Here is a 23,613-nt window from a genome sequence, read left to right as displayed (position 1 = left end):
ACAAGGAATACGATGATTTAGTGAGTAGAGGAGTTTGTGTTAAATGAAACTGGAGTCAATCCAAGTACCCGTGAAAAATCGTGTGCTAGCAGATTATTGGTCGCCAAATACTGCCATTCATGAGTTTTTTGAATATGAATATAATGATGAATCATTTGAAAAGCGAGCAAAATATTTGGAGCAACGAGCGTGTGACCAAAAAGAATTAACAGCAATAATTCGTCAGTTTATGGAGCCGCTTGGCTTATCTGAAAAAGCGAATGAGCATTTGCAACAACTAGAGCAAGGAGCTGTTGCGGTTGTCGGTGGGCAACAAGCGGGTGTATTAACTGGCCCTCTTTACTCGGTTCATAAAGCCATTTCGGTAATATCATTAGCGAAAGAACAAAGTGAAAAGCTTCAACGACCAGTTGTACCTATTTTTTGGATTGCTGGAGAAGATCATGACTTAGAGGAAATTAACCATACATTTACAATGCATGATATGGATATAAAAAAACGTGCGTATGGTGAACGTTCGCGAAGAAAAACAATGGCATCGACAACAAGCTTAAACAAAGAAGCGATGGTTCAATTAGTTAACACTATCATTAAGGATTTTGGAGAAACAGCCCATACTGAAAGGTTGTTCAACCAACTTTTAGATGCGTTGAACAATAGTGAAACATTTACAGATTTCTTTGCGCGACTAATGAACGAGTTGTTTAAAGAAGAAGGGCTGCTAATGATTGATGCGGCAGATATGAACTTCCGTCAATACGAACGTAACAATTTTGCGCGTCTAATAAACCATAGTGAGGAAATTGCAAAATTAGTAACGGAAAAGGAAGCGGCGTTGGAAAGTGCTGGCTACGGGAAGCCGATTTTAGCAACCGACGATGCAGCTAACCTGTTCTATGTAAAAGATGGAGAACGCTTTTTACTAGAAAGACGACACGATCAATTTGTCAATTTAGCAGCAAATATCAAACTTTCACATGAAGAGCTATTAACAATTGCAGAAAAAAATCCTGAAGATTTAAGTAATAATGTTGTTACACGTCCGTTAATGCAGGAAATGACGATACCGGTATTAGCGTTTGTTGGTGGACCTGGTGAGCTTGCTTATTGGGCAACATTAAAGGATGCCTTTTCTGTGTTAGGTTTACAAATGCCGATTTTTGCACCACGTCTCAATATTACGATTGTTACACGACATGTAGAACAACTACTGCGTGAATATCATTTAACAGTGACGGATGTATTGGATGGCAAAGCGATGGCATTGAAGGAGCAATTTATTGCCGAAGTTCAAGATGATGAGGCAAAACGTCAAATTCTTGAGATGCAACAACTCGTTTTAGATAAATATGCTACTCTTGAACAATATTTTGCACAACAACATATGTCGCTAGATAAAATACTTGAAAAAAATAAAGAAAATCATGTGAGGCAGTTTGAGTATTTGCAACAAAAGGTAGAACAAACGGTGCTAAGTAAGCATGAGACTACTATCCGTAAATTTATGACGCTGCAAAATGAGCTATATCCAAATGATGGGTTCCAAGAACGTTCTTATAATCCATATCAATATATCAATGAGTTTGGACCTACGTTAATTGATGAAATGCTCAAGAAAACATATAGCGTTGGAAATCACCACTATTTACTTTATTTATAAGAATTAAAAATATATCTTTAGAACTATTAAAGGTATGATGTAAATATAGATTTGAAGAAATTTGTCGGTTTAACAGGAAAATAGAGAGCTATCCTACTATGGGTAGTTCTTTTTTTATGCCCTTTAGCACAAAATGAAATTTGGCTTAAAGGTCTAAACACACATAAAAGGTTAAAATGTCAAGTTTTTTTTAAAAAAAGTGGAGGAAAGTGGGGCGATGTGGTACATTATTTAATAAAGTGGGGTGACTAGCATGTTCATGGGAGAATACCAACACTCTGTTGACGCGAAAGGACGATTAATCGTGCCCGCAAAATTTCGTGAAGCCTTAGGTGAAACCTTTGTTGTGACACGCGGACTTGATAATTGTTTATTTGGCTATCCTATGGATGAATGGCGAAAACTCGAAGAAAAATTAAAAGGTTTACCGATGACAAAGAAAGATACACGTGCTTTTGCAAGGTTTTTCTTTTCAGGTGCGACGGAAGTAGAAATAGACAAGCAGGGTCGTATTAATATTCCTTCGACTTTAGTGCAACATGCACATTTAGTAAAAGAATGTGTTGTACTAGGTGTCTCGAATCGAATTGAGATATGGGCAAAAGATGCTTGGGAAACTTATTTCACAGAGTCTGAACAATCTTTTAATGAAATTGCAGAAAATATGATTGGCTTTGATTTTTAACTTTGTAGTAGACGTAAAAACGTCAGTTGAAAAAGTAAAGGCCTGAGGGGAGCGATTGGTATGTTCGATCATACAACCGTGTTATTAAAAGAAACTGTTGACGGATTGAACATCGATCCTGATGGTGTATATGTGGACTGTACGCTTGGTGGAGCAGGACACAGTGAATATTTAGTACAACAATTATCAGATAAAGGCCGTCTAATTTGTTTTGATCAAGACACAACGGCTATTGAAAATGCGAAAGTTCGATTAGCTCCTTATATAGAGCGAGTAACATTTGTGCATTCGAATTTCCGCTATTTAAAAGAAGAGCTATTAGCTATTGGTATCCAAGAGGTAGATGGCATTTTATATGATTTAGGCGTTTCTTCGCCACAATTAGATACACCAGAACGTGGTTTTAGCTATCATCATGATGCTCCACTTGATATGCGTATGGACCAGACGGCAGCGCTTACGGCGTATCATGTCGTTAATGAATGGGCATACGGAGATTTAGTCCGTATTTTCTTCCGTTATGGAGAAGAAAAATTTTCTAAGCAAGTTGCTCGAAAAATCGAAGAGGCTCGTAAAACGGCACCGATTGAAACAACGGGACAACTTGTGGAACTAATTAAAGAGGGTATACCAGCAGCGGCTCGCCGTAAAGGTGGACATCCTGCAAAGCGCATCTTCCAAGCAATTCGTATTGCTGTCAATGATGAGCTAGGCGCGGCAGAGGATTCATTGGTCGATGCGATTGATATGATTAACGTAGGTGGACGCATTAGTGTTATTACGTTCCATTCATTGGAAGACCGCCTATGCAAGACAATTTTTAAGGAAGCGTCATCCTTACCTGAATTACCACCTAATCTACCGGTAATTCCAGATGACATGAAGCCGACTTTAAAGCTTGTATCTAGAAAGCCGATTCTACCTTCTGAGGAAGAATTAGCAGTTAACAATCGAGCTCGTTCAGCAAAGCTTAGAGTGGTGGAGAAAATTAACGACAAAGGGCGTGAGTAAATGGCAGCAGTTCGTGTAAGGCAGCACCAACAGCAACATGTGCAACAACCGTTAACACCACCTAGTCCACAACCCACTATCATACGTCGTAAAAAAACGAACCAGAAGTTTGAAAAGGCGATGCTACTAACTCTAGTAAGCATTATTGCTGTATTGTCAGTATTAGTATTAAACAACCAAGCAGCAATTCAAACGACAAGCATGGACATTCAAAAAATCCAAGCAGAAGCAGATGAGATTGCGAAACAGAATGTTGACTTGACAGTTCGTGTAAGTGAACTTTCTACATACGAAAATATATGGAAAAAAGCAAAAGAACTCGGTTTAACTCAAAATGAGAAAAATGTAAAGGTAGTGCCGGGAGAATGAAAAAAAAGAGATTTCGATTCCAATGGGGAGCCTTTCTATTACTAGTTTTTTATGGAGGGCTCTTTTTCCTATTATTCACGAGAATGGTTACGTTGCAGGCGACAGGTGAAGCAGAAGGACAAGCGCTCGCTGCAAAGGCAGCAGCTAAATATAACAAGGAAAGTGCAATAACAGCAAACCGAGGGAAAATATTAGATAGAAATGGACAAGTCATTGCAGAAGATACACTAAGCTATCGATTAATTGCTGTAGTTAGCGATAAGGCTACTACAGATGAAAAGAATCCACATCACGTTGTAGACCCTGAAAAAACTGCGGAAGTTTTAGCAGAATATATACCGATGAAAAAAGAAGACATTTATAAGCGGCTAACAAAGTTGCGCAGTGATGGGACATTGCCGTACCAGGTGGAGTTTGGCGTTGCGGGCAGAGGCATTAACCATGAAGTAATGAGCAAAATTAAGGACTTGAAATTACCTGGGATTTTGTTTGTCAGCGATTTAAAACGCTATTATCCAAATGGTATATTTGCTTCTCATTTAATTGGTTTTGCATTGAAAGAGGACAATGAGGATGGAACCGTAACAACGAAAGGGAAAATGGGATTAGAGCTTACGTATGACAAAGAGCTAACGGGTGTCAACGGCAAAGTTAAATACCAAACGGACGCTTTTAGTTATTTATTACCGAACAGTGAAAAAATGGTTACACCTGCTAAAGACGGCGATAATATCTATTTAACGATTGATAAAACAATTCAAAGTTTCGTAGAGGATGCGATGTCGCAAGTAGAGAAGGAATATAATCCTGAATCTATGATAGTAGTAGTAGCTGAACCGAAAACTGGGAAAATATTAGCAATGTCACAGCGTCCGACTTTCAATCCCGATACGCGGGATAGTACGAATATGAAATGGCTCAATGCCGTAACAGAAGAAACGATGGAACCGGGGTCAACAATGAAGACATTCACACTTGCTTCTGCTATCGATACTGATAAATGGGTACCGTCTGATAAGTATATGTCAGGGCAATATACCGTGCATGATCGTACAATCCGAGATCATAACCAAGTAGGATGGGGAAAAATTTCGTATTTAGAAGGTTTCCAACGTTCATCAAATACAGCGATGGCCAATTTATTAAAGAGTATTGGTGATGAAGTATTTGTTGATTACCTAGATAAATTCGGTTTTGGTAAGAAAACAGGCATTGATTTACCGAATGAAGCAACGGGTACGATTTTATCGAAGTATCCAATTCAACGAGTAACAACGACTTATGGTCAAGGTTCAACAGTGACTCCGGTACAGCTTATACAAGCGATGACTGCAATTGCCAACGACGGTAAGATGATGCAGCCATATGTTATTGATAAGATTGTAGATTCAGTAACTGAAAAAACGATTCAACAGCATGAGCCTGTTGAAAAGGGTCAGCCAATTTCAGCGGATACAGCGAAACAAGTACGAGAAATACTTGCTTCTACATTAACGTCAGAATATGGGACAGCGAAGGACTTTGTACTCGATGAATACCAAGTAGCAGGTAAAACAGGTACTGCCCAAATTCCAAAGGCAAACGGTACCTATTCATGGGGGGCTAATGAGTTCTTGTATTCATTCCTAGGAATGGCGCCGTATGATGATCCGCAACTCATTATGTATGTTTCAGTTGAAAAGCCAAAGCTTAAAGGTGAACTGGGCTCGGTACCAGTGTCAAAAATATTTAAGCCTGTCATGCTCAATAGTTTAAAACATTTAAATATTAGTCCAGACGATGTTCAGCATGTAGATCATGTAGATTTAAATGATTATACTGGTCAAAATGCAGAAGCTATACAGGTAGAGCTAGCAAATGATGGTTTGAATCCAATTATTGTTGGAGCTGGTGGAAAAATTATAGAGCAATATCCAAAAGGTGGACAAACGCTTGTAAAAGGCAATTTTGTATTTTTAAAAACAGAAGGTGATATTGCACTGCCAAACTTTACTGATTGGTCGTTGCGTAATCTATTAGTTTTCAAATCAATGTCAGGTCTTCAGATTGAAGTTGTTGGAGAGGGCTTTGCAGTGAGCCAAAGTGTATCTGCAGGTACAGTGATTTCAGATAATGCACCAATTGTCGTGAAATTGAAAACACCTGCTGAAAGCTTTGTGCAAGACGTGGAAGCGCCATCTGAAGGAGAAGTTGAACAAGTAGATGATGAATAGTCACTGAATAGAAGTCCACTTTATTTCATACGTTGTAAAAAACAAGGTGTGATGTCGAATGAAGTGGATTTCTATCCATTCCAAAAAGCGTTTACGTATTTTATATGTTTTGTTTATGTGTGTAGCAGTTGCAATTGTCATTCGGTTATTTGTTTTGCAAGTGTTTGATCAGAAAGAATTGACGCAAAAAGCAGAAGAGAACTGGGATCGTGAAATTCCATTTGCAAATGAACGCGGGCATATTACGGACCGAGATGGTAACAGTATTGTGACGAACAAGCTAGCTCCTACATTATATTTCATGCCATCACAAAGCAAAGATATTCCAGGAGCGGCAGCGAAAATTGCACAGGTGCTTGAAGTAGATGAACAAAAACTGTTAGAAAAGATGCAAAAAAAAGCGTACTTAGTAAAGCTAGCACCTGAAGCGAAAAATATTTCTTATGAGAAAGCTGTTGAGTTGCAAGGGATGCAAATTGAAGGACTATATAGTGGTGTAGATTACTCAAGGGAATATCCTTATGGTACGCTACTATCTCGCTTTTTAGGTTTTACAGGGTATGATGCGCAAGGGCTAGCGGGGATAGAATATGAATACGACAAGCTGTTACAAGCTAATTCTTCTGCTATAAGGCTTTTTACAGATGCGAAAGGTAATAACTTACCGAATGTCGCTAGTGCATGGAAAGCTGGAGAAGATGGCGCAACGATAGAGCTAACAATTGATGTAGATGTACAGCAAGTCGTTGAGCGTGAGCTATCGCAGGCAATGGAACGCTATGAAGCTGACCAAGCAATGGCGATTGCTATGAATCCAAATACCGGAGAAATACTAGCTTTAGCCTCATATCCAACCTTTCATCCAGCCGAATATCAATTAGTCGAGCCAGTTATTTATAATCGAAATTTACCGGTTTGGATGACATATGAGCCAGGTTCAACTTTCAAAATTATTACGCTCAGTGCCGCTTTAGAAGAGAACTTGGTAGATTTAGAAAATGATACTTTTTACGATCAAGGATTTACAATGGTTGCAGGTGCTAGATTGCGCTGTTGGAAGCGTGAAGGTCATGGACATGAAACGTTTTTAGAAGTAGTACAAAATTCTTGTAACCCAGGCTTTATTGAATTAGGTCAACGCTTGGGCGGTGAAAAGTTATTACAGTATATTAAAGACTTTGGTTTTGGAGAAAAAACAGGATCCAATATTGCTGGTGAAGCTTCAGGGATATTATTTTCTAAAGAAGCATTTGGTCCTGTAGAGCAAGCGACAACCTCATTTGGTCAAGGTGTTGCAGTTACACCGATCCAACAAGTGCAAGCAGTAGCTGCTGCCGTCAATGGGGGCAAGCTCTATACGCCATATGTTGTGAAAAAGATTTTTAATCCAGATACTGGCGAAACCATCAATGAAACAGAACCAGTTATTAAAAGGCAAGTAATTCGTGAGGAAACGTCTGCAAAAGTACGTGAGGCATTAGAGTCTGTTGTTGCGAAAGGTTCAGGTCGACAAGCATATCGAGATGGTCTACGTATCGGAGGCAAAACAGGTACAGCACAAAAAGTTGAAAATGGGCGGTATAAAGATGGCGAATATATCGTATCTTTTATAGGATTTGCACCTGCTGACAATCCACAAATCGTCGTGTATGTAGCAGTGGATAATCCAAAGAAAACAACACAATTTGGTGGTGTTGTAGCAGCTCCGATTGTTGGCCAAATTATTGAAGATGCAGCACCATTTGTTGGCATTGAAAAATCGAAAGAACAGCTTGAAAAAGATTATCGTTGGGGTGACCCACTTACGGTGAAAGTACCAAGTTTCATAGGGCAAACGAAGGATGATATTGCCAAGCAACATTATCCATTCCGCATTGAATGGCATGGAGAAGGTACTAAAATTGGTAGTCAATTACCTGAAGTGGATAGTGTTATCAAACAAGATGGCACCATTCATTTATATTTAGTGAACTAACGTAACTTTACCTTTAAAAAAAGGGAAAGAACCACTATTATTATGAAGGGTAGTAATAAATATATGAGAGTTTGTGCTTTTTTCGTGAAGAAGAAAGTGAAACAAGATTTAAAGGAGATTTTTCAATGAAACTCGCAACAACGCTTACCATTTTAGCTATTGCTTTTATAGTAACAGTTATCTTGGCACCAATTAGTATTCCACTTCTTCGTCGATTGAAGTTTGGGCAAAGTATTCGAGAAGAAGGACCGAAATCACACATGAAAAAAGCAGGCACACCGACAATGGGAGGCATTATCTTTTTAATGGCCATCATCATTACAACGGTAGCAATTGGCAGCTTTTTAGATTTATTAACAACACAAACTGTGGTCCTTTTACTTGTACTAGCAGGTTTCGGATTAATTGGCTTTTTAGATGATGGCTTAAAGGTCATTTTCAAACGTAATTTAGGGTTAACATCGATTCAAAAGTTAATAGGGCAAATCGTTATTGCGATTCTTGCATACTTCCTATTGCACGTTAGTTCTTTTGATACATCATTAGCCATTCCATTTACAGACTGGACAATTGATTTTGGTGTGTTTTATGTAGCCTTTATGATTTTCTGGTTAGTTGGGTTTTCTAATGCTGTCAACCTAACAGATGGTCTTGACGGTCTTGTGGCAGGTACAGCATCGATTGCATTTGCGGCATTTGGTGTTATTGCACTATTCCAAAGCCAAGCAGATATCGCGTTATTTACATTTGCGGTAACAGGAGCATTATTAGGATTTTTACTATTCAATGCAAACCCTGCAAAAGTATTTATGGGAGATACTGGCTCACTTGCTCTAGGTGGAGCACTAGCTATGGTATCGGTACTAGTGAAAGAAGAGTTTTTACTTTTATTAGTTGGATTAGTGTTTGTTATTGAAACACTATCTGTTATTTTACAGGTGGGTAGCTTTAAAATTCGTAAAAAACGAATATTTAAAATGAGTCCTATCCACCATCATTTTGAATTATCAGGTTGGTCAGAATGGAAAGTTGTACTTGTATTTTGGTCAACTGCTTTAGCAGTAGCATTGATTGCAGTCTTATCGGAGGCGTTCTTATGAGAGAATATACAGATTTACAACATAAAAAAGTCCTTGTTTTAGGCCTAGCTAAAAGTGGTGTGGCAGCAGCGGAGATTTTACATGAGCTTGGCGCCTTTGTAACAGTCAATGATTCAAAGCCGTTTGATGAAAGCCCAGATGCGCAAGGTCTACTGCAAAAAGGCATCACAGTTATTTGTGGTCGTCATCCAGAGGATTTACTTGACGAAGGATTTGAGCTCGTTGTAAAAAACCCTGGTATCCCGTATAGCAATAAAATTGTAGCAGATGCAATTAGTCGCGATATACCTGTATGGACAGAAATAGAGCTAGCTTATTTAATTAGTGATGCACCATTTATTGGTATTACAGGTTCTAATGGTAAAACGACAACGACGACATTAATTTTTGAGATGTTGGAAAATGGTGCGAAAAAACCGTTAATTGCAGGGAATATCGGCACAGTTGCATGCGGTGTAGCAAGAGAAGCACAAGAGGATAACGTCATCGTTACGGAGCTATCATCGTTTCAGCTTATGGGTATCAAAACATTTAAACCAAAAATTTCTATTTTAACAAATCTTTATGATGCCCATCTTGATTATCATGGTACGTTTGATAACTATGCTGAGGCAAAGTTTGGTGTAACTCGCAATCAGGATGAAAATGATTATTTCATTTACAACGCGGATCAGCCAATTGTTGTTGGCTATGCTGCAAAATCAAATGCAAAAAAAGTACCTTTTTCTTCTAAAGGACGTACTGAACAAGGAATTAGCGCTGATGATACGACAATTTATTGGCAAGGTGAGCCGTTTATGGACCGAGCGAATATTGCTCTGCCTGGTAAACACAATCTAGAAAATATTCTAGCCGCTGTAGCAGCTTGTATATTGATTGGCTGTGACAAAGCTAAAATGGAAGAGGTATTAGCTGAATTTGGAGGCGTCCGTCACCGTACACAATTTGTCCGTGAGTGGAATGGTCGAAAAATTTACAATGACTCTAAAGCAACCAATTGCTTAGCAACAAAAAGTGCATTAGATGCATTCAAAGCACCTATTATTTTGCTTGCGGGTGGTTTAGACCGCGGGCATTCTTTTGAAGAGTTAAGACCTTGTATGGGGCATGTGAAAGGCGTTGTGGCGTTCGGTGAAACGGGCTTACGTTTTGTAGAATTTGCTAAGTCTTGTGGTGTATCGCAAACGGTTATTGCTCAAAATGTAGAGGATGCTGTTCATTATGCCGCGCCGATGTCTGCAGAAGGAGATATTATTCTACTATCACCAGCTTGTGCAAGTTGGGATCAATATGACAGCTTTGAAATTCGTGGTGACGTTTTTATTGATGCTGTAATGAAGCTGTAATGAGCCTGTAACTATTTTAGAATATACTTGATGTGGAAGGATGGCATTACTGAGAGGGAAAGAAAGCTATTTATTGCTCGTCACAACTTTGATGCTATCAATAATCGGCATTATTTTCGTCTATTCTGCAGGCACCTATTGGAGTGCCGTTCATTATAGTGGGAAAATGCCGTTTTATATGAAACAAAGTTTGTATTTTGTGGTAGGCATTGTAGTGTTTTTAATTACCATTCGATTAAACATATTAAAAGAGCAATCCTTTTGGAAGATGGCTTATATATTTTCGTTGGTTTTACTAGTCCTTGTACTAATACCAGGTATTGGACTTGAACGAAATGGGTCTCAAAGCTGGATTGGTGTAGGACCATTAACGATACAACCTGCTGAGATAACGAAAATTACAGTGCTAGTGTATATCAGTCATATATTAGCGCAGCACAAAACTGGTACGCCAATCGTTAATTGGCGACATGCTGTTATCGTGGTGTTACCCGTTGTGTTAATTATGCTTCAGCCTGATTTTGGATCTGTTTTTATACTTGTAGTATCTGTTTTTTTATTGTTATTTGTGGCAGGGTATCCGTTAAAGCTTTACGCGATGATAATGGTAGCAGGAGTTGCTGGATTAGTAGGCTTGATTGCCACAGCACCATATCGACTTAAACGTATTGAAGCGTTTCTTGACCCTTGGGCAGATCCATTGGTAAGTGGATTCCAAGCGGTTCAATCTTTAATGGCAATTGGCCCAGCAGGGATTTTCGGACATGGATTTGGACAAAGTAGACAAAAATTCTTATATTTACCTGAACCGCAAAATGATTTTATTTACGCGATTATTTTAGAAGAAATTGGTTTGGTGGGTGGGCTCGTTATTTTAGCACTATTTATACTGACAATATACGCTGGTTATAAATTTGCAGTACAGGCTAAAACACGAACATCCTATTATGCGATTATTGGTCTTGTGACAATGTTAACTGTACAGGCGTTTTTAAATATAGCTGTAGTTATCGGTTTGGTTCCTGTAACCGGTGTCACATTACCATTTATAAGCTATGGTGGAACATCTTTAGTAACAATGTGGTTGATAATAGGTATTATTTATCAATTAGCGAAATAAATATAAAGGAGGAGTACTTTTTATGGAGAAAGTAATTGATATAGAAGATCGCATCCCTACGCTTAAGCAGCGACGAAAAAAGCGTACAAATCGTAAATTCATTGTCCTAATATTACTTTTCTTTTTAGTGCTAGCTGTACTCCTTTATTTTCAATCTCCTTACAGTGATATTAAAAGCATTACGGTTAATGGTGCCCAACTAGCTGACGAACAATATTATTTAGAGGCTAGTACACTTGCACCAGGAAAGTCGATGTGGGGTTTTACGGTGAAAGATGTAGAGCAGGCATTGCTAAAGGACAAATGGGTACAAGAGGCACATGTCCAACGCAAATGGCTGCGGGGCGTAACGATTGATATTAAGGAATGGAAAAAAGTTGCGTACTTAGCTGGTGACGGAACTTACTACCCATTGTTAGAGAACGGTAAGAAGTTTGAACAAGCGGGCGACAATATCCCTATTGATGCACCTGTTTTTATTGGCATTACAGGGGAAAAAACAATTAACAAGCTTGTAGAGCAATTAGCACGTTTAAAACCAGAAGTATTAGCTTTAATCTCCCAAGTCAATACTAACAGTAATGAGGCTAATCCTAATGCGGTCAAACTTTATATGAATGATGGCTATGAAGTACGTGCAGTTATTCCAACATTAGCTGACAAGCTAAATTATTATCCTTCAATTGTTGCGCAAATAGCAAATTTAGAAAAGGGTGTTATTGACATCGAGGTTGGCTCATATTACCGTCCCTTTAATGATGAGTACAATAAAGTCAGCATTGATATGACAGACAACCCTGATGAAAAAGCGGACAACCCTGATGAAAATGCCGCCAACCAGGAAGTGAATGAAGATGAACAACAAGAAACAGAATAGCAAAGGGAATTTCTTTACGAGGAAACAATTTGAGCTCCTCATCGTTTGTATAACTACTGGGTTTATCATCGGCTATTCTTACAACCAAGCAAAGGACAATCGGCAAACAAGCTCGATTAAATCTGAGCTATTTGAACAAGAAGATACGTATCGTGAGGAGTTGATTGAACAGCAGGAGCGCAATAAAGAACTCACAGAAGAAGCGAACAAGTTACAAGAAAAGATTCGGAACTATGAAAAAGAATTCGCTTCGAATGAAAAGGATTCTAAACAATTAGTTCAAGAAGCAGAAGACTTACGTTTACTATTAGGTGATTTAAGTTCGGAAGGAAAGGGTATACGTATAACGCTTCAAGATGGCGATTACGATCCTAAATCTGTAAACCCTAATGATTATATCGTCCACGAAAGCCATGTGTTTAAATTATTGAATGAATTAAAAATTTCTGGAGCACAGGCAATTGCCATTAATGGGCAACGGGTCTTGGCTAATTCTTATATAAGATGTAATGGACCTGTTATTACAATTGACGGCAAGCAACACCCTGCCCCCTTTGTAATTGAGGCGATAGGGGATTCTACAACACTTCGTGCTTCACTGAACTTAAGTGGTGGTGTAGTAGATCAGTTGTTAAATGACAATATTGTAGTGTCATTAGAAGAAAATCAAAAGTTAACAATGCCAAATGTAAAAGTAGAAAGTTAACGACTATTATTCCATGAATAAACATGGGGTAAAAATTAGGTAAAGCCTCCCACGGATGTCCTAGATAAAAATTGTTCATATTACAATTCAACATCTAAATTTAACGATATCAAGGAGTAATTGTTTGCGATACGTCTAGGAGGGGCTATTTTGAAAAAAAATATGTACACCCGAATAACGATCGTGCTATTTATTATCGGTTTGATGATAGCGGTACAATACAATACCATTCAAAAACCAGCTGAGCGAGATACACGAGATATTTGGGCCATACGAGAGGAATTAGCAGAAGAAAAGCAAAGGCATTCCACATTATTAGCAGATATTCGCTCACTTAATGAGGTAATGGGTCGCTATGAGCAATCTGAAAAAGCTAATTTACAAGCTGTTTTAAATGACACAGTCAATCAATTAAAACAACAGGCAGGCTTAACGGATACTACAGGTCCAGGGGTAGTACTCCGAGTAGAGCCAGCTCCGGAATTAGTTGCAATGGGGTATGAAATGAAAGAGATCTCTCCGGATTTACTTACCCAATTACTGAATGAATTATTTAAATATGATGCTGCTAGTGTTGCCATTGATGGGAATCGTATTGTTCATACATCAGCCATCAGAGACATAAATGGAAAAACGACGGTGAATAGTGTAGCACTTTCATCACCACCTTTCGAAATCTATGTTGGGACAAGCACATATAAAGCAGCACAAAAAATGTATAATTCTATTCAAGCTTCAACATTTATCGATTCATTTTATTTAGATAATTTTAAATTAGTGATAGAGGAGCCTACTGCACAGTTAACCATACCGGCATTCGATCAACCATTGACGAATGATTATTTAACAGAGGTCAAAAAAGGAGATTAATATATGTGGCTACCATTTTTAGGTTTGGTATTTGGACTAGCGCTTGGCTTGTTAACAAATATCCAAATTCCCTCTATCTATGAAAATTATTTGTCAATAGCAGTGCTGGCTGCATTAGATACGTTATTTGGAGGTATTCGAGCTCAATTACAACAAGTATATGACGATAAAGTATTTGTATCAGGTTTCTTTTTTAATATAGTTCTTGCGGCGGGATTGGCGTTCATAGGTGTGAATTTAGGGGTGGACTTGTATTTAGCTGCCATTTTCGCCTTTGGAGTACGCTTGTTCCAAAATATTGCAATAATTAGGCGTATTTTACTAACTCGGTTAGATGAAAAACGTCACAATAAGAAAAAAACTTCCATAGAATGAGAGAAAAATTGACCAAAATACTCGATTTGCTTAGACATTAGGCAAGATTTACAATAGAATGAAATTAAGAGCATTTTCAAGGAGGTGCAGCGAATTTGAATCATCAAGAATTATATATATCACTCGATATAGGATCTTCCTCTATCAAAGTATTAATAGGTGAAATGAGCGACGGACAATTACATGTAATTGGGGTCGGTAATGTAAAATCGAATGGGGTTCGAAAAGGTGCAATTGTTGATATTGATGCAACAGTTCAATCTATTCGAAAAGCAGTAGAACAAGCAGAACGAATGACAGGTTATCAAATCGATGAAGTCGTTTTAGGCGTTCCAGCTAATCAGACGATGTTACAACTAGTTAAAGGTGTTGTCGCTGTAAATAGTGAAAATAGAGAAATTACAGATGATGATTTAGACAGAGTGGTAGAATCTGCACAAGTCATGTCAATACCTCCTGAACGTGAATTAGTCAACATCATTCCAAGACAGTTTATAGTAGATAATTTAGACGAAATTAAAGACCCACGCGGTATGATTGGTATTCGTCTCGAAATGGATGCGACAATGATTACGACCTCTAAAACGTTGTTACACAATGTACTTCGTTGCGTAGAGAAAGCGGGATTAAGCATTAGAGAGATTTATTTACAACCACTGGCGGCTGGTTATTTTGCATTAACGGAAGATGAAAAAAACCAAGGTACAGCCTTTATTGAATTAGGTGGCGGCTCAACAACTATTGCGGTATTTGAAGAGGGGCTACTTACACATACTGGTGTCATTCCAGTAGGTGGGGATCATATTACAAAAGATATTTCAATTGTTTTAAAAACACCGACAGATCAAGCGGAGCAAATTAAACACCAATTTGGACATGCCTTTTACGATGATGCTTCAGACGAGGAACTTTTTGAAGTGCCAGTTGTAGGTACAGATTCAAGGGATCAGTACAGCCAACGCTTTATTTCAGAAATTATTGGTGCTAGATTAGAAGAATTATTTGAACTAGTAATTGATGAGTTAGCACGTCTAGGCGTTCGAGATTTGCCAGGTGGTGTTGTTTTAACAGGTGGTGTTGCAAAGCTAGATGGTATAGCTCAATTAGCACGCCAGATACTGCAAACGCGTGTTAGAATATATACTCCAGATTATATTGGCGTTAGAGAGCCTTCATTTACGACGGCAGTTGGACTGATTCGTTACGCCTATCTAGAAGATGATTTTTATGGAAAAGGTACGAATACGCAGCCTATTGAGTATGCGGTTGTCGGTGCTCAAGCACCAGCATCTAAAAAGCAAGAATATGCTACACCTTCAGAATCAAAAGGAAGCGTAATCGGTAGAGCAAAAAAATTATTTGATAAATTTTTTGATTAACTTGAATGCGTAATGAATGATACAGAGTCGAGTTACCGTGGGAGGAAAAAAGAATGTTAGAATTTGATACAAGTGTTGATCAACTTGCAGTTATAAAAGTCATTGGTGTGGGTGGTGGCGGTAACAACGCTGTTAACCGAATGATAGAGCATGGTGTACAAGGTGTTGATTTTATCGCAGTAAACACAGATTCACAGGCTTTGAATTTATCGAAAGCAGAAATTAAGCTACAAATCGGTACAAAACTTACGCGTGGTTTAGGAGCAGGAGCTAATCCAGAAGTAGGGAAAAAAGCGGCTGAAGAAAGTCGTGAACAATTAGAAGAAGTATTACGCGGTGCGGATATGGTATTCGTAACAGCTGGAATGGGTGGAGGCACAGGTACTGGTGCTGCACCGGTTATCGCCCAAATTGCACGTGATTTAGGCTCACTAACAGTTGGTGTTGTAACACGACCTTTTACTTTTGAAGGGCGAAAGCGACAAACACAGGCAATTGGTGGTATTGGTGGCATGAAAGAAGCTGTCGATACATTAATCGTTATTCCGAACGACAAGCTATTACAAATTGTCGACAAATCGACTCCGATGCTAGAAGCTTTCCGTGAAGCGGATAACGTTTTACGTCAAGGTGTACAAGGTATTTCGGATTTAATCGCAACACCAGGTCTGATTAACCTAGACTTTGCTGACGTAAAAACAATTATGTCTAACAAAGGTTCTGCATTAATGGGTATCGGTATTGCGACAGGCGAAAATCGTGCAGCAGAAGCTGCTAAAAAAGCAATTTCAAGCCCATTACTTGAATCATCAATTGATGGTGCTAAAGGTGTCTTGATGAACATTACAGGCGGCTCTAACCTAAGTTTATTTGAAGTACAAGAAGCGGCAGATATCGTTGCATCGGCTTCGGATGAAGAAGTTAACATGATTTTCGGTTCGGTTATTAACGAAAATTTAAAAGATGAGATCATTGTAACTGTTATTGCGACTGGTTTCACAGAAGAGTCGTTACAACAACACCGAGGAAATACGCGTCCAGGCATTAACAGCATTAATAATAATCGACAAGCTGCTCCTCAACAACAAGCACCTATTCGTGAGCAGCGTCAAGAGGTACATGTTCAGCAAGAACAACCACAGCGCCAAAGTCAGCAAAATTATGGACAAGATGACATGTTAGAAGTACCTGCATTTTTACGTAACCGTAAAAATCGCGGATAATAAAAACTCGTATTTTACATATGTAAAATACGAGTTTTTTTAAGTGCCTGACACGCAAACAATTCTGAATTGTTTGCGTGTCAGGCACTTTTTGTGTAAGGAAACGAAGTTTTTTGTCAAAACATTTTAAGGAAATCATGCGATTGTTTGACAATATTTGTGCCGCTGGCGTGCTAACTTTGTAAGTAGGAGGCGGCTGTTATGTATGGAGAATGGCTGGTGCTCATTAATACGCTTTATAATCTAGCAATATTGACGTTTACAGCAAAAGTTACAGGCGTTTATGTAAAGAATACGAGATTATTAATGAGTTCAATTATTAGTAGTTTAATAGCTGTAATCGGTGGTCAAATGCTGCTTACGATTGTGCTAAGCTTTATTGTACTAATTGGTCTAGCTTTTCGCTTTAAACTTCGAAGCTTTCAAAAGCAAGGTCCTATTGTACTGACCGCAACGATTGTTATTGGCGGACTGTTAACAGCATTACAACCGTATTTAAAGAGTCTTTCTGTCATTCACTTTATTGTACTTTGCTTATTGCTGGCATTTGGTAATCTCCTTATATTTTATAAGCAATGGGGATTTGTAAAGCTGGAGCGTGTAAGTGGACAGTTTGTATTTCAAACGACCTTAAAGGTTTTTGATGAAGTTATCCCACTTTCGGCATTTGTTGATACAGGAAATCAATGTATTGAGCCACTGTCGGGAAAACCTGTTCATTTCGTTTCGTATTCAGCGCTACGACCTTATTTACCAGCAACAATTCGAGATGCACTATCGCAATGGCAAGAAACAGATCCTTACGATGTATCAATGTTTTCAGTAGATTATCAGCGTCTTATTCGATTTATTCATGTCAATACTGTGCAACAACAAACTGTTGTCTTAGGCTTTCGCTTTGATGAATTGCATATTAAAGGAGAGTCATCACAAGTAAAAACAAATGAATATATCGTTTTAACAAAAAAAGCTAAAAATTTTCCGCATAGCACAGCAGCAATTTTACATTTTTCAGCGCTTTCAAATAACTCATAGAGGGGGAGAACTATTGCTTCTTAGGCTACTTGCTAGCTTGAAAAAATTATGGGGTAAGTTTCGGAGTCGTGAAACGTACTATATAGGGGGAAATGATTCATTGCCAGTGCCACTAAGTCGAGAAGAAGAAGTCACAGTCATTGCATCCTTTATGAACGGAGATTTACGAGCTAGAGATACACTTATTGAACGTAATTTACGTCTTGTTGTTTATATTGCTAGACGTTTTGATAATACGGGTACGCCGATTGAAGATTTAATTAGTATTGGTTCAATTGGCTTAATAAAGGCGATTGAAACGTTCAATACCGATAAAAATATTAAACTTGCAACGTATGCATCACGTTGTATTGAAAATGAAATTTTGATGCATTTACGTAAAACAAGTCGCATGAAGGGTGAAGTTTCACTAGATGAACCACTAAATTCTGATGCAGATGGAAATGAGTTACTATTGTCTGATATTTTAGGGACAGAGGAACATATTATTCTAGATAATGTTGAAAAGAAAATCGAACGTCAGCATATGTTCCATGCCATTAATTTATTAGGTGCACGTGAACGATACATTATGGAATGTCGTTTCGGATTAAACGGTAAAATTGAAATGACGCAAAAAGAAGTAGCAGATCATTTAGGAATTTCGCAATCATATATTTCAAGGTTAGAAAAGAAAATTATACAAGATTTACGAGAAAATTTGAATCAGCCAATATCTTAGATAGGGAAATTTATCCTACCTAAAATTGGTCACATTTTTTCTGCATATTCTCGATTCTGTCGGACAAACTGATGTAACGGTTTAGTCAGAGAATAACATCCGGAGGAATCGAATATGCGAACAAAAGTAGATCTTTGCGGCTTAGATACATCGACTTTGCCAATTTTAAAGCACGAAGAAATGAAGGAACTCTTCATTCGATTACAAGCAGGAGAAACAGAGATTCGGGAAGAGCTTGTAATGTGTAATTTAAGGTTAGTGCTAAGTATTGTCGGACGATTTGCCTACAGGGGTGAACAGGCAGATGATTTATTTCAGGTAGGCTGTATTGGCCTCATGAAAGCCATTGATCATTTCGATTTGAAGCATAATGTACGATTTTCAACATATGCTGTACCAATGATCATTGGTGAAATTCGTCGCCATCTGCGTGATCATCATGCACTACGTGTTTCTCGTTCTCTTAGAGATATTGCGTATAAGGCGATGCAGGCAAAAGAACAATGGATAACCGATAATTTGCGAGAACCAACGATTGAAGAAATCGCAGAAATGATTGACATGAAAAAGGAAGATGTATTATTTGCTTTAGATGCCATTCAAGACCCAGTTTCATTACAAGAACCCATTTATGCAGACGGTGGAGACGCTGTTTATATGATGGACCAATTACGTGATGATGATGTATCAGAAGATCAATGGGTTGCCTACGTGTCAGTGAAGGAAAGCTTACAAAAGTTAGATGTACGTCAGCAGATGATTGTAGCGAAGCGTTTTTATTATGGTGAGACACAAACTGAAATTGCAAAAGAATTAGGGATTTCCCAAGCGCAAATTTCACGTCTAGAAAAAAATGCCATTGAAACAATGCAGAAAGATTATAAGTAAGTAGACAATGCGCACCCGAAACTTCGGTGCGCATTTTATCTTCATTGCGTTAGTGCGAACATGAAGATAGCGGTCATAGATTTTTAGCTATACAGCAATTAATCAATAAGCATTGTAATTGTTTTAGCTCAACATAAAACACAATGGTAATTGATTTAGTAGGAGGGATACAGATGCGTTTCTCGATGTTACAGCAAAAAGAAGTAATAGAAGCAGGGAATGGACGTTTTTTAGGCTTTGTTGTAGATGCAGAAGTATCAAAAGAAACGGGCTATGTAACGGCATTTATGATTGCAGAGCCACGAAAATATTTAGGGTTTTTTAGAGGAGAAGAATCAATAAGAAAAGTGTATATGAAAGATGTTCTTGTAGTCGGAAAGGATGTCATTCTAGTAAAGGCATTATCGTAGAATCATAGCATTTGTGCTGCTCGCTCATATTTTTCGAACAGTAAGACTGTAGCCCCTCATTGCGCGTGAGCAGCGTAAATGTATCAGCATTTTTATAGGTCAGGCTATTCATTGATAAATGAACAGTTGCTTGTTACAATAAAGGAAACTAAGTTGTAAAGTTGGGAAAAACAGTGACGAAAATCTTAACAAATTTAGACAAAATTAATAATCAAATACAAGCAGCACAACATCGTTCAAATCGTGAGGCAACTAATGTTCAAATTATTGCTGTTACGAAAGAGGTCTCCGTTGAGAGAACACAAGAAGCAATTGATGCAGGGCTTATACATTTAGGCGAAAATCGTCCTGAAGGCTTAAAACAAAAAATTGAAGCCATTCAAGCAAATGTACACTGGCATTATATTGGATCATTACAAACTCGAAAAGTAAAACAAGTTATTAACGAAATTGATTACTTACATTCCTTGGATCGTCTAAGCTTAGCTGAAGAAATTGAAAAAAGAGCAACAAAAACGGTAAAATGTTTTGTACAAGTTAATGTGTCAGGTGAAGAATCAAAACATGGTTTAACAGCAGAAGACGCAGTAACTTTTATTGAATCTTTACAAGACTTCACGAAAATTCAAGTTGTAGGTTTAATGACAATGGCACCAAATACAGAGGACGAAACAATTATTCGCTCTGTTTTTAAGCAATTAAAACAATGTCAACAGCAAATAGCCGAACGAGGATTCGCACACGCACCTTGTACCGAGTTATCAATGGGCATGTCTAATGACTTTGAAATAGCGGTAGAGGAAGGAGCTACATTCGTTCGAGTCGGAACGGCTCTTGTTGGAAATGAAAGAGGGGAACAGGATGAGCATGAAAAATAAAATTAAAAACTTCTTTTATCTTGAAGAAGACCTAGAAGAAGAAATCACGCAAGCTCCTATTCAGCAACAACCCGTGCAACAACAACCGATTCATGCAGCTAAACCATCTAAAAAGGTTATCAAAGAACGTAAGGCACAAATTCATGAAATTGTACCGCAAAGTACAAATGCTAATAATAATATTGTTAGTTTACAAGCAGCTATGAATACAAAAGGTGCAAAGGTTGTATTGGTAGAACCTAGAGTTTATGCAGAGGCTCAGGATATCGCAGAAAACTTAAAAAACAAAAGAGCAACAATTGTTAATCTGCAACGTATTGAAAGAGAGCAAGGTATACGAATTATCGATTTTTTAAGCGGTACAGTCTATGCGCTAGGTGGAGACATTCAACGTATAGGCAAAGATATATTCTTATGCACACCAGATAATGTAGAAGTGTCTGGCGAAATTTCAAATTTTATTTTAGACGATAATTAATAGCGAGGATTGTAGTTTATATGACTTTTTATATAATTTTGCATTATTTGGATTTAGCATTTACTGTGTACTCATTTATGCTAGTAGCATATGTTTTAATGTCTTGGGTACCAGCTGCTCAAAGTTCAGCAATTGGCCGTTTTCTTGAAAGAATGTGTGATCCATACTTAGGGCTTTTCAGAAAAATCATTCCTCCTATTGGCATGATTGATATTTCTCCGATTGTGGCAATATTCATGTTGAATTTTATTAAAAATGGGCTTTTTATTGTGATTCAAAAAATATTCTTTATGTTTTAGTCAGAATCCTCACAATTAGTGGGGATTTTTTGTGTAAAAAGGGAATACTAGACATACATAAACTAGTAGTTTCAAATGGATGAGGTAGATGGGGTGAACGATAGATGGAGCATTTAATACAACATTTTAGGAAGGACGAGCAGCCTTTTATTGAGCAGGTAGTAAGTTGGCAACGTGAGGTGGAAGACCGCTATGCTCCGAAACTTACAGATTTTTTAGATCCAAGGCAGCGTTTTATTGTGATGTCTATCATTGCGCAAAATAATATGCTTCAAACGACAAGCGATGGCTTGTTTCATGAGGCAGAACGTCAACGTATGCTTATTTTCCCAACGTATTTCGAACCGCAAGAGGACGATTATCAGCTTACAGTATTTACAATTCACTATCCTGCAAGATTTGTCCAATTGCGCCACCCAGATGTGCTCGGTGCCCTATTATCATTAGGCTTAGACAGAGCTAAATTCGGAGATATTCGGGTGAATGAGCAGCAAGTGCAGTTTGTAGTCGCTGAAGAGGTCGCAGATTATGTACGCCTTCATTTAACAGGGATTGGGAAGGTTAAAGTGCATGTAGAATCTATTAAAGAGTCACAAGCGCTTATTGAAAATGAAGATGACTGGCAGGAAGAATCTCATACCGTTACTTCTATGCGTTTGGATGTCATTATTGCAACGGTATTAAAAGTGTCTCGTCAAAAAGCGCAAGCTCTTATTAGCGGAAAAAAAGTGCGTGTAAACTGGACTGAGCGAGATAGTGTTGCTTTTGAATGTCAAGAAGGTGATATTTTATCAGTACGAGGTAGTGGTCGTGTGAAAATAATAATGACAGAAGGCCGAACAAAGAAAGATAAAATTCGTTTGCAAATCGGTCGTTTGACCCAAAAAGGGTAAAAAACATGTAATTTCTATTTATTTTTACTGCTAAGTTGTTAGAACAATTGTATAATAGGAATTACGAATGTACATGTAAAGGAGAGAAGGATCGTATGCCATTATCACCTATTGATATACATAATAAGGAGTTTACAAAATCTTTCAGGGGATATGCTGAAGATGAAGTAAATGAATTTTTAGATCAAATTATTAAAGATTATGAAAAATTACTCCGTGAAAAAAAAGATGTCGATAAGCAACTGGAAATGGCTTTAGAGCAAGCGAGACATTTTAATTCTTTAGAGGAAACATTACAAAAATCAATTGTTGTCGCTCAAGAGGCAGCAGATGAGGTACGAAGAAACTCACAAAAAGAAGCAAAGCTTATTGTGAAAGAAGCCGAAAAAAATGCTGATCGCATTGTTAATGAGGCATTAACGAAAGCACGTAAAGTAACTATAGAAATAGATGAGCTGAAAAAGCAGTCAAAAGTTTTCCGCAATCGATTTAAAATGCTTGTAGAAGCACAATTGGATTTACTTAATGCAGACGATTGGGATCATTTATTGCAATATGATATTGATTTAACAGAAATTCAGTCTTCTGTTGAGGAAGCCCAAGAATCAGAAGAAATCTAAATAGTCCATTGAAAAAGTGACGTAGTCATGTAATGAATATGACTTGACGCCATACATGGATTTCCATATACTATTGTAATAGTAATTAAATAAGAACAGATATGCATATAGGCAGAGACGAAGACAGTATTTGTTAGGTGTAGTAAAGCGATTTGGGGATAGTGTGAGCCCAGACAAGCAAATAACAAAGAAAATCACTTCTGAGCTAAATAACTGAACGTTTAGTAAGTTATTTCGGAGCGCACAACGTTAACGTGCTTTCAAGCGGTAGTACAATTATGTACTACAACTAGGGTGGTACCGCGAGTTCAAGCTTCTCGTCCCTTACAGGGATTGAGGGGCTTTTTTTGTTGTTAATGGATTGTTTTGCGTGTCACTAGGAAAGTATAGCAAAAAGGCGTAATTTAAATGATTGGCACAAGTTGTGTTCTGTTTACCTTTGCTTGGGACTTACAAAAATCTGTCGAATGTAATCAAATGCT

At 37.9% G+C, this 23,613-nt stretch carries 24 protein-coding genes and 1 other annotated feature; all 24 genes read left to right on the top strand.

The features are described from left to right. Positions 1 to 43 precede the first annotated feature (43 nt). The 24 genes from bshC to NSQ74_RS21400 all read left to right on the top strand — a co-directional run bounded on the left by bshC (position 44) and on the right by NSQ74_RS21400 (position 23,131). Positions 44 to 1,660, top strand: a complete 1,617-nt coding sequence (gene bshC, locus NSQ74_RS21515; RefSeq protein ID WP_340825998.1) for a bacillithiol biosynthesis cysteine-adding enzyme BshC — start codon at positions 44 to 46, stop codon at positions 1,658 to 1,660. Positions 1,661 to 1,913: 253 nt separating this feature from the next. Further along, a complete protein-coding gene (gene mraZ / locus NSQ74_RS21510; protein ID WP_139860193.1) occupies positions 1,914 to 2,345 on the top strand; it encodes a division/cell wall cluster transcriptional repressor MraZ in 432 nt (143 codons plus the stop codon). A gap of 60 nt (positions 2,346 to 2,405) precedes the next feature. After that, positions 2,406 to 3,356 carry a 16S rRNA (cytosine(1402)-N(4))-methyltransferase RsmH gene (gene rsmH, locus NSQ74_RS21505; protein ID WP_340825997.1) on the top strand — a complete coding sequence of 317 codons (951 nt, stop codon included), beginning with the start codon at positions 2,406 to 2,408 and terminating at the stop codon, positions 3,354 to 3,356. Then, a complete protein-coding gene (gene ftsL, locus NSQ74_RS21500) occupies positions 3,357 to 3,725 on the top strand; it encodes a cell division protein FtsL (protein ID WP_340825994.1) in 369 nt (122 codons plus the stop codon). Beyond that, entirely contained in the window at positions 3,722 to 5,938 is a 2,217-nt protein-coding gene (locus tag NSQ74_RS21495; protein WP_340825993.1) for a penicillin-binding protein, read from the top strand. Before ftsL ends, NSQ74_RS21495 begins: the two co-directional genes overlap by 4 nt. 58 nt (positions 5,939 to 5,996) lie before the next feature. After that, positions 5,997 to 7,913, top strand: a complete 1,917-nt coding sequence (locus NSQ74_RS21490) for a stage V sporulation protein D (RefSeq protein ID WP_340825992.1) — start codon at positions 5,997 to 5,999, stop codon at positions 7,911 to 7,913. Between the two features lie 125 nt (positions 7,914 to 8,038). Then, a complete protein-coding gene (gene mraY, locus NSQ74_RS21485; RefSeq protein ID WP_340825991.1) occupies positions 8,039 to 9,013 on the top strand; it encodes a phospho-N-acetylmuramoyl-pentapeptide-transferase in 975 nt (324 codons plus the stop codon). Beyond that, on the top strand, positions 9,010 to 10,359 hold the full coding sequence (gene murD, locus NSQ74_RS21480) for a UDP-N-acetylmuramoyl-L-alanine--D-glutamate ligase (RefSeq protein ID WP_340825990.1): 1,350 nt from the start codon (positions 9,010 to 9,012) through the stop codon (positions 10,357 to 10,359). Before mraY ends, murD begins: the two co-directional genes overlap by 4 nt. A 40-nt stretch (positions 10,360 to 10,399) precedes the next feature. Then, positions 10,400 to 11,479 carry a putative lipid II flippase FtsW gene (gene ftsW, locus NSQ74_RS21475; protein ID WP_340825988.1) on the top strand — a complete coding sequence of 360 codons (1,080 nt, stop codon included), beginning with the start codon at positions 10,400 to 10,402 and terminating at the stop codon, positions 11,477 to 11,479. Between the two features lie 22 nt (positions 11,480 to 11,501). Then, the gene (locus NSQ74_RS21470; protein ID WP_340825986.1) at positions 11,502 to 12,356 is read left to right on the top strand and encodes a cell division protein FtsQ/DivIB; all 855 of its coding nucleotides are present in this window, start codon (positions 11,502 to 11,504) and stop codon (positions 12,354 to 12,356) included. Beyond that, positions 12,334 to 13,062 (top strand): DUF881 domain-containing protein, encoded by a 729-nt coding sequence (locus tag NSQ74_RS21465; protein ID WP_340825985.1) that lies wholly within the window; start codon positions 12,334 to 12,336, stop codon positions 13,060 to 13,062. Before NSQ74_RS21470 ends, NSQ74_RS21465 begins: the two co-directional genes overlap by 23 nt. A gap of 150 nt (positions 13,063 to 13,212) precedes the next feature. Continuing rightward, complete coding sequence (locus NSQ74_RS21460; RefSeq protein ID WP_340825984.1) at positions 13,213 to 13,932, top strand: DUF881 domain-containing protein; 720 nt, start codon at positions 13,213 to 13,215, stop codon at positions 13,930 to 13,932. A 3-nt stretch (positions 13,933 to 13,935) separates the two neighbouring features. Further along, the gene (locus NSQ74_RS21455; protein WP_173477852.1) at positions 13,936 to 14,307 is read left to right on the top strand and encodes a small basic family protein; all 372 of its coding nucleotides are present in this window, start codon (positions 13,936 to 13,938) and stop codon (positions 14,305 to 14,307) included. Positions 14,308 to 14,402: 95 nt separating this feature from the next. After that, complete coding sequence (ftsA, locus tag NSQ74_RS21450; RefSeq protein ID WP_173477851.1) at positions 14,403 to 15,686, top strand: cell division protein FtsA; 1,284 nt, start codon at positions 14,403 to 14,405, stop codon at positions 15,684 to 15,686. A 53-nt stretch (positions 15,687 to 15,739) separates the two neighbouring features. After that, positions 15,740 to 16,909: a cell division protein FtsZ gene (gene ftsZ, locus NSQ74_RS21445; RefSeq protein WP_340825983.1), complete on the top strand. Its 1,170-nt coding sequence runs from the start codon at positions 15,740 to 15,742 to the stop codon at positions 16,907 to 16,909. Between the two features lie 201 nt (positions 16,910 to 17,110). Beyond that, positions 17,111 to 17,944: a sigma-E processing peptidase SpoIIGA gene (locus NSQ74_RS21440; RefSeq protein ID WP_340825981.1), complete on the top strand. Its 834-nt coding sequence runs from the start codon at positions 17,111 to 17,113 to the stop codon at positions 17,942 to 17,944. Between the two features lie 13 nt (positions 17,945 to 17,957). Further along, positions 17,958 to 18,665: an RNA polymerase sporulation sigma factor SigE gene (sigE, locus tag NSQ74_RS21435; protein WP_024362133.1), complete on the top strand. Its 708-nt coding sequence runs from the start codon at positions 17,958 to 17,960 to the stop codon at positions 18,663 to 18,665. A 114-nt stretch (positions 18,666 to 18,779) separates the two neighbouring features. After that, the gene (gene sigG / locus NSQ74_RS21430; RefSeq protein WP_024362132.1) at positions 18,780 to 19,553 is read left to right on the top strand and encodes an RNA polymerase sporulation sigma factor SigG; all 774 of its coding nucleotides are present in this window, start codon (positions 18,780 to 18,782) and stop codon (positions 19,551 to 19,553) included. Positions 19,554 to 19,726: 173 nt separating this feature from the next. Beyond that, positions 19,727 to 19,963 carry a YlmC/YmxH family sporulation protein gene (locus tag NSQ74_RS21425; RefSeq protein ID WP_173477847.1) on the top strand — a complete coding sequence of 79 codons (237 nt, stop codon included), beginning with the start codon at positions 19,727 to 19,729 and terminating at the stop codon, positions 19,961 to 19,963. A 173-nt stretch (positions 19,964 to 20,136) separates the two neighbouring features. Next, positions 20,137 to 20,841, top strand: coding sequence for a YggS family pyridoxal phosphate-dependent enzyme (locus tag NSQ74_RS21420; protein WP_340825979.1), 705 nt, complete (start codon positions 20,137 to 20,139; stop codon positions 20,839 to 20,841). Then, the gene (locus NSQ74_RS21415; protein ID WP_340825978.1) at positions 20,825 to 21,319 is read left to right on the top strand and encodes a cell division protein SepF; all 495 of its coding nucleotides are present in this window, start codon (positions 20,825 to 20,827) and stop codon (positions 21,317 to 21,319) included. Before NSQ74_RS21420 ends, NSQ74_RS21415 begins: the two co-directional genes overlap by 17 nt. Before the next feature lie 20 nt (positions 21,320 to 21,339). Then, positions 21,340 to 21,618 carry a YggT family protein gene (locus NSQ74_RS21410; protein WP_340825977.1) on the top strand — a complete coding sequence of 93 codons (279 nt, stop codon included), beginning with the start codon at positions 21,340 to 21,342 and terminating at the stop codon, positions 21,616 to 21,618. A gap of 104 nt (positions 21,619 to 21,722) precedes the next feature. Beyond that, positions 21,723 to 22,511, top strand: a complete 789-nt coding sequence (locus tag NSQ74_RS21405; RefSeq protein ID WP_340825976.1) for a YlmH family RNA-binding protein — start codon at positions 21,723 to 21,725, stop codon at positions 22,509 to 22,511. Positions 22,512 to 22,606: 95 nt separating this feature from the next. Continuing rightward, complete coding sequence (locus NSQ74_RS21400) at positions 22,607 to 23,131, top strand: DivIVA domain-containing protein (protein ID WP_340825975.1); 525 nt, start codon at positions 22,607 to 22,609, stop codon at positions 23,129 to 23,131. A gap of 105 nt (positions 23,132 to 23,236) precedes the next feature. Continuing rightward, positions 23,237 to 23,459 (top strand) — a binding site (T-box leader). The last annotated feature ends 154 nt before the right edge of the window (positions 23,460 to 23,613 follow it).

Origin of the sequence: Lysinibacillus sp. FSL W8-0992, from assembly GCF_038008685.1 — a bacterium.
GTDB lineage: Bacteria > Bacillota > Bacilli > Bacillales_A > Planococcaceae > Lysinibacillus.
Note: the sequence above shows the minus strand (reverse complement) of the source record. Positions and strands in the feature narration are given on the sequence as shown.

Coding starts and splice junctions, on each gene's coding strand:
- bshC (WP_340825998.1), top strand. CDS start 44: ATGAAACTGGAGTCAATCCAAGTACCCGTGAAAAATCGTGTGCTAGCA.
- mraZ (WP_139860193.1), top strand. CDS start 1,914: ATGTTCATGGGAGAATACCAACACTCTGTTGACGCGAAAGGACGATTA.
- rsmH (WP_340825997.1), top strand. CDS start 2,406: ATGTTCGATCATACAACCGTGTTATTAAAAGAAACTGTTGACGGATTG.
- ftsL (WP_340825994.1), top strand. CDS start 3,357: ATGGCAGCAGTTCGTGTAAGGCAGCACCAACAGCAACATGTGCAACAA.
- NSQ74_RS21495 (WP_340825993.1), top strand. CDS start 3,722: ATGAAAAAAAAGAGATTTCGATTCCAATGGGGAGCCTTTCTATTACTA.
- NSQ74_RS21490 (WP_340825992.1), top strand. CDS start 5,997: ATGAAGTGGATTTCTATCCATTCCAAAAAGCGTTTACGTATTTTATAT.
- mraY (WP_340825991.1), top strand. CDS start 8,039: ATGAAACTCGCAACAACGCTTACCATTTTAGCTATTGCTTTTATAGTA.
- murD (WP_340825990.1), top strand. CDS start 9,010: ATGAGAGAATATACAGATTTACAACATAAAAAAGTCCTTGTTTTAGGC.
- ftsW (WP_340825988.1), top strand. CDS start 10,400: ATGGCATTACTGAGAGGGAAAGAAAGCTATTTATTGCTCGTCACAACT.
- NSQ74_RS21470 (WP_340825986.1), top strand. CDS start 11,502: ATGGAGAAAGTAATTGATATAGAAGATCGCATCCCTACGCTTAAGCAG.
- NSQ74_RS21465 (WP_340825985.1), top strand. CDS start 12,334: ATGAACAACAAGAAACAGAATAGCAAAGGGAATTTCTTTACGAGGAAA.
- NSQ74_RS21455 (WP_173477852.1), top strand. CDS start 13,936: ATGTGGCTACCATTTTTAGGTTTGGTATTTGGACTAGCGCTTGGCTTG.
- ftsZ (WP_340825983.1), top strand. CDS start 15,740: ATGTTAGAATTTGATACAAGTGTTGATCAACTTGCAGTTATAAAAGTC.
- NSQ74_RS21440 (WP_340825981.1), top strand. CDS start 17,111: ATGTATGGAGAATGGCTGGTGCTCATTAATACGCTTTATAATCTAGCA.
- sigG (WP_024362132.1), top strand. CDS start 18,780: ATGCGAACAAAAGTAGATCTTTGCGGCTTAGATACATCGACTTTGCCA.
- NSQ74_RS21425 (WP_173477847.1), top strand. CDS start 19,727: ATGCGTTTCTCGATGTTACAGCAAAAAGAAGTAATAGAAGCAGGGAAT.
- NSQ74_RS21415 (WP_340825978.1), top strand. CDS start 20,825: ATGAGCATGAAAAATAAAATTAAAAACTTCTTTTATCTTGAAGAAGAC.
- NSQ74_RS21410 (WP_340825977.1), top strand. CDS start 21,340: ATGACTTTTTATATAATTTTGCATTATTTGGATTTAGCATTTACTGTG.
- NSQ74_RS21405 (WP_340825976.1), top strand. CDS start 21,723: ATGGAGCATTTAATACAACATTTTAGGAAGGACGAGCAGCCTTTTATT.
- NSQ74_RS21400 (WP_340825975.1), top strand. CDS start 22,607: ATGCCATTATCACCTATTGATATACATAATAAGGAGTTTACAAAATCT.